This window comes from Limnohabitans sp. (genome assembly GCF_044361645.1).
Taxonomy (GTDB): domain Bacteria; phylum Pseudomonadota; class Gammaproteobacteria; order Burkholderiales; family Burkholderiaceae_C; genus Limnohabitans_A.
Window position 1 is genome coordinate 1 of sequence record NZ_JBIKIL010000146.1, and the last position, 8,695, is coordinate 8,695.

Here is an 8,695-nt window from a genome sequence, read left to right on the forward strand (position 1 = left end):
TCTTTGCCGGTGTCCATCTCAAGGGCCACAGCGCGGTGTTCGGCCAGGTGCAGCGCGGCCTCAAAGCTCTCGGCCAAGCGCTGGCGCAGGGCGTCGCGCGCTTTGGCATCTTCTTCAGAGCGAACCTTGATGCGGTCCACCACCACGTCGATGTTGTGCTTCTCGGTTTTTTTCAGCGTGGGCAGGTCTTCCACTTCCACCGTCTGGCCATTGATGCGAAAGCGCACATAGCCCAGGGCCTGCATCTGCTCAAACACCTTTTCAAACTCGCCTTTTTTCTCACGCGCAATCGGCGCCAGGATCATCAGCTTGGTGTCTTGGGGCAGGGCCAGCACGGCGTCCACCATCTGGCTCACGGTTTGCGCTTGCAGCGCCAGGTTGTGCTCTGGGCAGTAGGGCGTGCCTGCGCGGGCATAGAGCAGGCGCAGGTAGTCGTGGATCTCGGTCACGGTGCCCACGGTGGAGCGCGGGTTGTGGCTGGTGGCTTTTTGTTCGATGGAAATCGCAGGCGACAGGCCCTCGATCAGGTCCACATCGGGCTTGTCCATCAGCTGCAAAAACTGCCGCGCATAAGCCGACAGGCTTTCCACGTAGCGGCGTTGGCCTTCGGCGTACAGCGTGTCAAAGGCCAGGCTGGACTTGCCCGAACCCGACAAGCCGGTGATCACCACCAACTGGTTGCGCGGGATGTCCAGGTCGATGTTTTTCAGGTTGTGGGTGCGCGCACCGCGCACGCTGATGTGGGTTTGCCGCAAGGCCGAGGCCAAATACAGCGCTCGGTCAGGTTCTTCGGGCAAGGCAGGAGAGTCAACAAGTTTCACAGTGGGCGGCCAAATCAGCAAAACCTTCGATTATCCCCTCCGGCGCTGTTTTTGGCACTTAAGCAACTTGATCGGGGACAATGACGCCTTTGTTTCGCCGCTTGACGGCAGCTTTGTTTGGTCGGCACCTTGCATCCCCATTTTTCAGCCCCTTTGGACATGAGCGCCACCGAGCGCCGCGCCAGCGCCTCATTGGCCAGCATTTTTGCGCTGCGCATGTTGGGCCTGTTTTTGGTCTTGCCAGTGTTTGCCATGGAGGCACGCCGCTACCCCGGCGGCGATGACCCGGTGTGGCTGGGCTTGGCCATGGGTATTTATGGTCTGACACAGGGCGCGCTGCAGTTGCCTTTTGGCATGGCCTCTGACCGCTTTGGCCGCAAGCGGGTCATTGTGCTGGGTTTGCTGATTTTTGCCTTGGGCAGCTTTTGGGCGGCGGCGGCCACCGACCTGACCAGTTTGTTGCTGGGACGCAGCTTGCAAGGTGCGGGGGCGGTGTCGGCCGCGGTCACGGCTTTGTTGGCCGACTTGACGCGCGACGAGGTGCGCACCAAGGCCATGGCTTTGGTGGGCGGCAGCATCGGCCTGATGTTCGCGTTGTCTTTGGTGGTCGCGCCCTTGCTGACAGCTTGGATCGGTTTGGCAGGCTTGTTTGGGCTGACGGGCGTGCTGGCCCTGGGGGGTGTGGGGGTGGTGGTTTGGGGCGTGCCGCCTGCGCCCGAGCCCTTGACCGGGCAGGGGCGTGGGCACTTGCGCGATGTGCTGCAGCACGCCGACTTGATGCGCCTGAATGTGGGCGTTTTTGTGTTGCACGCGGTACAGCTGGCCATGTGGGTGTCGGTGCCGGGCTTGCTGGTGCAGGCGGGCTTGCAGACAGCGCAGCATTGGCAGGTGTACCTGCCGGTGGTGCTGGTGTCGTATTTGTTTTTGGGCCTGGTGTTTGCCATGGAACGGCGCGGACAGCTGAAAAAAGTATTTTTGTGCTCGATTGCCCTGATCGCGGTGGTCCAGCTGGGCTTGTTCTGGCAGTCGGTGGGCAGCACCCATTTGAGCGAGATGGCGGTGTTGTTGCTGCTGTTCTTTTGTGGCTTCAATGCATTGGAGGCAACGCAACCGAGCATGGCCTCGCGCATCGCTCCGCCCGCCATGCGGGGCATGGCTTTGGGGGTTTACAACACGCTGCAGTCTTTGGGCTTTTTTGCGGGTGGGCTGATGGGCGGCTGGTTGGTCAAGTCCTGGGGCAGTCCTGTGCTTTTTTTAAGCTGCAGCCTGGCATTGCTGGTGTGGCTGTGGGTGGCGTGGTCGATGCAAACCCCGGGTCGCGCTGTGCCGGTCGGTCGGCTGGCTTGAGGCAGACCTGCAGCGCTGGCATGGGCTTTGGCGTGGCCTGCTGAGGGCCGGATTGGCCTCATAATTCAGGCACAACCGAGGAGTTTTTCATGGCATCCGTCAACAAAGTCATCATCGTCGGCAACCTGGGTGCCGACCCCGAAACCCGCTACCTGCCCTCAGGCGATGCAGTCACCAGCATCCGCGTGGCCACCACCGACCGCTACAAAGACAAGCAGTCGGGCGAGATGAAAGAGGCCACCGAGTGGCACAGCATCAGCTTTTTTGCCAAGTTGGCTGAAATCGCGGGCCAGTACCTGCGCAAAGGCAGTCAGGTGTATGTCGAGGGCAGCCTGCGCACCCGCAAATACACCGACAAAAACGGCGTCGAAAAATACGCCACCGACATCCGCGCCGACAGCATGCAGATGCTGGGCAGTCGCCAAGGCATGGGCGGCCCGGCTGAAGATGGCGGCAGCGGTGCTGGTTATGCCCCGCGCCAAGCCGCGCCGGCCCGTCCTGCAGCTGCACCGGCCAGCCGCCCCGCGGCCGCCGCCAAGCCAGCCGCCAGCAACTTTGACGACATGGACGACGACATCCCGTTCTGAAGAGCAGCGCGCCATCGACGTCCGTCCCCCAACCCGTGGTCAAGCCCACGGGATGTTGAGAGCCGTGGCCATTGGGCCGGGCATATGGCGGGTGCCAGAGCCGCCCGGGCCATGGGGGTACGTTGAGGGGGCGAGGAGGGTGGCGAGGAGGTTGGCGTTGATGGGATTCGGGCTGCTGGTGGAGATTTCTCTTGGCGGCCATGGCGAGTGGCTGCAAGCTCGGTCAAAATAGTCCCATGAACGAAATCACCTCCCGATTTTTGCCGCAAGAAGACGAACAACGACGCGAGTTGCACAACGAGGTGCATGCCCGCCCGCCCGCCCGCGTGCGCTTGCCTGCCTTGATTGTTTACGTAGCGGTGCTCAACCATGGCATTTCGCGCGAGCAAGAGTGGGCCCACTTGCGGCAGTTGCCCGGTCATGCCGATTTGCAACTGGCGCTTTTGCAGGGCAATTTTTTGCGCCTGCGCTGTGACCACTTCACCGTCAAGTGGGAGCGTCACGCCGAGTTCACCCGCTACTCCATTGTTCAGGCCTTGCCCGCCCACGCGCAGTGGGGGGCCGAGTTGCCCGAGTTGGCCCAGCATGTGGCCACCGGCACCGAGTGGTTGCGCAGCTTGCCCGGGCAGACCATGGCGGCGATCCATTTGGGCATGCTGCCAGCCGAGATGGACTTGGCCGACTTGATCCCCACAGCGCAGGCGTGGTTGGGCGAGGGCACGGTGCTGGCCTCGCGGATGGGTAACACCACCGAGGGACTGCCGCATTCCTGCATCCTGACGCACTTTCGCATCGGAGACGATGGGTTTGAGCGCATGCTGGTGGTGGCCCCAGAGAACACGACCGAGGCACGGGTTGGGCGCATTTCACAGCGACTCTTGGAGTTGGAGACCTATCGCCTGATGGCCTTGCGCGGCCTGCCAGTAGCCAAAAATCTGTCTGCCATGTTGTCTTCAGCGGAAGCGCAATTGGCCGACATCACGGGTTTGCTGGAGCGCAAGGGCGAGACCGATCAGGCCTTGCTCGATTTGTTGGTGGCTTTGGCCGCTCGCATTGAGCGGGCCACCGCCGAACATGGCTTTCGTTTTTCAGCCACCCGAGCCTATGACAGTTTGGTGAGTCAGCGCTTGGTCGAGTTGCGCGAGCGGCCGATTTCGGGCACTCAAACTTTGGGCGAATTCATGCAACGGCGTTTGTCGCCCGCCATGGCCACGGTGCAGGCCACCGAGAAGCGCCTGGCCTCTTTGGCCGAGCGTGTTTCGCGCACCAGTGCCTTGTTGCGCACGCGGGTGGACATTGCCACCGAGGCGCAAAACCAGCTCTTGCTTGAAAAACTCACACGTGGCCAAGAGTTGCAGCTGCGTTTGCAGGTCACGGTAGAGGGCCTGTCGATGGCTGCGATTTCTTACTACGTGGTCAGTTTGTTGTTTTACGCCCTCAAGGGCCTCAAGGCCTACGGCGTGCCTATCCATCCGGAAATGGCTGTGGCCCTGATGCTGCCTTTGGTGCTGTGGAGTGTCTGGCGCAGTCGGCAAAAAATCCATGCCAAATTGAACCGCAAGGACGTTTGAAACCCGTGCTGCCCTTGGGGGCGAGCTGGGCAGCCCTATTTCACCGTTGAGGGGGGCCAGGTTCAGCCAGGACAGGCGCTGGCCGCATGGATCACGCCGCCGCCTAAGCACACCTCGCCGTCGTACAGCACGGCGCTTTGGCCGGGAGTCACCGCCCACTGGGCTTGGCTGAAGACAAGGCCAAAGCAGGGCGCTTCACCGAGTCTGTCCAAAGCTTGGTAGGTGCACGCCGCATCGTTTTGCCGGTAACGTGTTTTGGCCGCCAAAGACCCGGATGTAGGGGGCTGGCCTGCGCACCAACTCACGTCGCTGGCCTGCAGTTGCGTCGAGAGCAGCCAAGCATGGTCGTGGCCTTGAACCACCCACAGGGTGTTGTTGGGAATGTCTTTGCGGGCGACAAACCAAGCTGTGTGTTGGCCGCCGCCTCTTTGGACCCCTTTGGCTTTGATGCCGCCGATGCCCAAGCCTTGGCGCTGGCCCAAGGTGTAGAAGCTCAGGCCCACATGTTGGCCGATGGTGCGGCCCAAAGGGTCTTTGATGGGGCCGGGCTCTTTGGAGATGTAGCGGTTTAAAAATGCTCGAAACGGCCGCTCACCGATAAAGCAGATGCCAGTCGAGTCTTTCTTCTTGGCGTTGGGCAGGCCGATTTCTTCGGCGATGCGTCGGACCTCGGTTTTGTGCAGATGGCCCACGGGAAACAAGGTCTTGCAAAGCTGAGCTTGGTTCAGGCGGTGCAAAAAATAGCTTTGGTCCTTGGCCGGGTCGAGGCCCTTGAGCAATTCCACTTGGCCGTTGGCGGCCTGGTGCCGCACGCGGGCATAGTGACCCGTGGCGATTTTGTCGGCCCCCACCTGCATGGCGTGGTCCAAAAAAGATTTGAATTTGATTTCGGCATTGCACAAGATGTCCGGGTTGGGCGTGCGCCCGGCCTGGTATTCGCGCAAAAATTCTGAAAATACCCGGTCTTTGTAATCGGCTGCGAAATTCACATGCTCGATCTCGATGCCCAACACATCGGCCACTGCAGCGGCATCCACAAAGTCCGCGTTGGATGAGCAGTGCTCGCTGTCGTCGTCGTCTTCCCAGTTTTTCATGAAGATGCCGATCACCTCATGGCCCTCTTGTTTGAGCAGGTGAGCGGTTACGGCTGAATCCACGCCGCCAGACAAGCCAACGACCACACGTGAGAGATGAGACATGCGCAGATTATCCTGCGCAAGCGCAGACCCTTTGGCGCAGCGGTGAAAATTTATAATCACACATTGGTTCCAACTTATGCCCCTGCATTGCACATGGTGCACCCCCATTCGAACATTCCTGCACGACAGCGCGCGGGGCTTGTTCATCGTTACCCACAGCGGCTTGGCCATGGTGGGGCTGACAACGGCCGCCTTGGTGTTGGCTTTGTGGTGGCATCCCCATTGGTTGCAGCAAGCCGAGGGGGCCGTGTTCCAGTGGTTGCGAGAGCGTGAAGTGCTGCTGTCTTGGTTGCCTGAAAACGCTGCAGAGCGGGCCACGGCGGTTGATCTCAAAGACCTGACTGCGCAGCAGGCTGCGGTGGCGGTTTGGTTGGGTCGCAGATACAAAATTGCCCCAGAGCCTTTGGCTGCCTTGGTGGCCGAGGCGCATCTGTTGTCCAAAAAAACCAAGCTCGAACCGCACTTTATTTTGGCCGTCATGGCCATTGAGTCCAACTTTCACCCTTTCGTGCAAAGCCATGCGGGCGCGCAAGGTCTGATGCAAGTGATGCCGGGAATCCATGCCCAGCGTTATGTGCCTTACGGGGGGCCCTTGGCGGCCTTTGATCCGATCACCAATTTGCGCGTTGGGACCGCAGTGCTGGCGGAAGCCGTTGCGCTGCGGAGGGGGTCTTTGGAAGATGGGCTCAAGTTTTATTTGGGTGGCTACGCCTTGACCGCAGGCGGTGCTTATGTGGCCAAAGTCTTGGCCGAGCAAGACCTGATGGACCAAGTGGCAGCGGGCGAAAAAGTGCCTTTCAAATGAGCCCTGGCGACTTGTACTTTGGCCCAATGAGCAAAACTGGGGGGCTTTTAACCCGCCTCTTTGACACGCAAAAAACACGCCCGTCATGACCCGACCGGTGCCCAAGACCTGCCTGCACACCCATTGAGTCTGCCATCGCAAGCCGCAGCGCCGCTCAGCACTCAAAGCGCGGCAAGTAGCCTGTCTGCGTTCATGGCTGCAAAGGCGGCAATTGGGCAACCGCTGGGTCGGTGTAGACCACCGAGAGTGGGAAGCGCTGGCCAGCCAAGTGGTCTTCCATGCAGCGCAAAACCAAGGGGCTGCGGTGCCTGTGGGCGCTGGCGCGCACTTCTTCGGGAGTCATCCACAGCGTGCGCACAATGCCCTCGTCTAGGCGCATGGGGTGCAGCGCATCGCCGATGACACCGCAAAAAGCCAGGCGCAGGTAGGTGATGTCTTCACCCGTGGCAGGCCGTTGAAAACGTGACAAATAAACGCCCACCAAGGCGGTGGGCGTGAAGGGGTGGGCCGTTTCTTCTAAAGTCTCGCGAGTGCAAGCCTGTGCAGGCGACTCGCCCGGGTCCAGGTGACCGGCCGGGTTGTTCAGGCGCAAGCCGTCTTGTGTGTGTTCTTCAATCAGCAAATAGCGGCCTTCTTTTTCAATGATGGCGGCCACAGTGACATTGGGTTTCCAGCGTGTGTCCATGGGGTGAATTATCCCTGTCCTGCGAGGCAAAGGCTGTCAAGGCAGGGCGCCGCCGGTGGCTGATGGCTCAGCCTGGCCAAGTCAAGTCCAGACGAAGTCGACCAAATATCAGCCATTTATGATGTACGGATTGGCTTGTCACACGCCGGATCAAGGCCGCTGCCAGCTTGGTGAGGTCTGACTTCGGTTAAGCTTTGAGATTGGCCGTACTTTTTTTGTGGATTGAGCGAGGAGACAGACATGCAAGCAGGCGATCAGGCCGCCACGCCCCAGCGCATCGGCGTGCCCAAAGAGATTTTCCCCGGCGAGAAACGGGTGGCTACAGTGCCCGATGCGGTGATCAAATTGGTCAAACTGGGCTTTGCCGTGGTCGTCGAGCAAGGCGCGGGCGATCTGGCCGACCTGTCTGACGCGGCTTTCGTGGCAGCGGGCGCCAGCATCGCCCCCAATGCCGCTGCGCTGTGGCGCGGCGCAGACATTGTCTTCAAGGTGCGCGCCCCCACGCCAGACGAAGTGGCCATGATGCACCCGGGCCAGACCCTGATTGGCTTTTTGTGGCCCGCGCAAAACCCCGAATTGATGCAACTGCTGGCGGCCCAAAAGGTCACGGCCTTGTCGATTGACGCGCTGCCGCGCACGCTCAGCCGTGCCCAGAAGATGGACGCGCTGACCTCCATGGCCGGGGTCAGCGGTTACCGCGCCGTGGTCGAGTCGGCCAATGCCTTCGGGCGCTTTTTCAACGGCCAGATCACGGCGGCGGGCAAAGTGCCCCCGGCCAAAGTGTTCATTGCGGGGGCCGGTGTGGCAGGGCTCGCCGCGATTGGCGCGGCCGCCAGCCTGGGCGCCATCGTGCGCGCCAACGACACCCGCGCCGAAGTGGCCGACCAAGTGGTCTCGCTGGGCGGTGAGTTCGTCAAAGTCAATTACGAAGAAGAAGGCTCGGGCGGCGGCGGTTACGCCAAGGTCATGAGCGAGGGCTTTCAGGCTGCGCAGCGCGAGATGTACGCCAGCCAAGCCAAAGAGTGCGACATCATCATCACCACCGCGCTGATCCCCGGCAAACCCGCGCCCAAGCTGATCACCGCCGAGATGGTGCAAAGCATGAAGCCGGGCAGCGTGATCGTGGACATGGCGGCCGAGCAAGGCGGCAACTGCGAGTTGACCGTGCCTGGCCAAGCGGTGGTGCGGCACGGCGTGACCATTGTGGGCTACACCGATTTGGCCTCGCGCATGGCGCGCCAGTCGTCCACGCTGTACGGCACCAACTTGTTCCGCTTGACGGAAGAGCTGTGCAAAACCAAGGACGGCGTGATCCACGTCAACATGGAAGACGATGCGATCCGGGGTCTGACCGTCATCAAAAACGGTGAGATCACCTGGCCTGCGCCGCCGCTGGTGGTGGCGCCCAAGCCTGCGCCCAAGCCGACGGCGGCCCCTGCTGCCAAAAAAGGCCACGGCCATGGTGAAGCTTCGGGCCCCATGCCCGCAGGCAAGTTGCTGACCGTGGCGGCAATCACAGCGGTGTTGTTTGCGGTGGTCGGTGCCTATGCGCCGGCCGAGTTCTTGTCGCACTTCACGGTCTTTGTGTTGGCCTGTTTTGTGGGCTACATGGTGGTGTGGAACGTCAAGCCCGCGCTGCACACGCCGCTCATGAGCGTGACCAACGCGATCAGCTCCATC

The 8,695-nt window shown here is 61.2% G+C and carries 7 protein-coding genes and 1 pseudogene; 5 read left to right on the top strand and 3 right to left on the bottom strand.

The window, feature by feature from the left end:
• Positions 1-821: pseudogene (locus tag ACIQ39_RS17175) on the bottom strand (excinuclease ABC subunit UvrA); the annotation flags it as partial.
• Positions 822-980: 159 nt separating this feature from the next.
• Between ACIQ39_RS17175 and ACIQ39_RS17180 the strand changes: the two are divergent.
• From ACIQ39_RS17180 to ACIQ39_RS17190, 3 genes are all read left to right on the top strand, one after another.
• Positions 981-2,168, top strand: coding sequence for an MFS transporter (locus ACIQ39_RS17180; RefSeq protein ID WP_396435817.1), 1,188 nt, complete (start codon positions 981-983; stop codon positions 2,166-2,168).
• 89 nt (positions 2,169-2,257) lie between these two features.
• Positions 2,258-2,755, top strand: a complete 498-nt coding sequence (ssb, locus tag ACIQ39_RS17185) for a single-stranded DNA-binding protein (RefSeq protein WP_396435818.1) — start codon at positions 2,258-2,260, stop codon at positions 2,753-2,755.
• Positions 2,756-2,991: 236 nt separating this feature from the next.
• Positions 2,992-4,326, top strand: a complete 1,335-nt coding sequence (locus ACIQ39_RS17190; RefSeq protein WP_396435819.1) for a DUF3422 family protein — start codon at positions 2,992-2,994, stop codon at positions 4,324-4,326.
• Positions 4,327-4,388: 62 nt separating this feature from the next.
• On the opposite strand, the gene mnmA is transcribed toward ACIQ39_RS17190, so the two are convergent.
• The gene (mnmA, locus tag ACIQ39_RS17195; protein ID WP_396435820.1) at positions 4,389-5,696 is read right to left on the bottom strand and encodes a tRNA 2-thiouridine(34) synthase MnmA; all 1,308 of its coding nucleotides are present in this window, start codon (positions 5,694-5,696) and stop codon (positions 4,389-4,391) included.
• Between mnmA and ACIQ39_RS17200 the strand changes: the two genes are divergently transcribed.
• On the top strand, positions 5,602-6,330 hold the full coding sequence (locus tag ACIQ39_RS17200) for a lytic transglycosylase domain-containing protein (RefSeq protein ID WP_396435821.1): 729 nt from the start codon (positions 5,602-5,604) through the stop codon (positions 6,328-6,330). The genes mnmA and ACIQ39_RS17200 overlap by 95 nt on opposite strands.
• 190 nt (positions 6,331-6,520) lie before the next feature.
• On the opposite strand, the gene ACIQ39_RS17205 is transcribed toward ACIQ39_RS17200, so the two are convergent.
• The gene (locus ACIQ39_RS17205; protein WP_396435822.1) at positions 6,521-7,015 is read right to left on the bottom strand and encodes an NUDIX hydrolase; all 495 of its coding nucleotides are present in this window, start codon (positions 7,013-7,015) and stop codon (positions 6,521-6,523) included.
• A gap of 240 nt (positions 7,016-7,255) precedes the next feature.
• Here ACIQ39_RS17205 and ACIQ39_RS17210 point away from each other — a divergent pair.
• On the top strand, positions 7,256-8,695 hold a 1,440-nt coding region (locus tag ACIQ39_RS17210; RefSeq protein ID WP_396435823.1), incomplete at its 3' end, for a Re/Si-specific NAD(P)(+) transhydrogenase subunit alpha.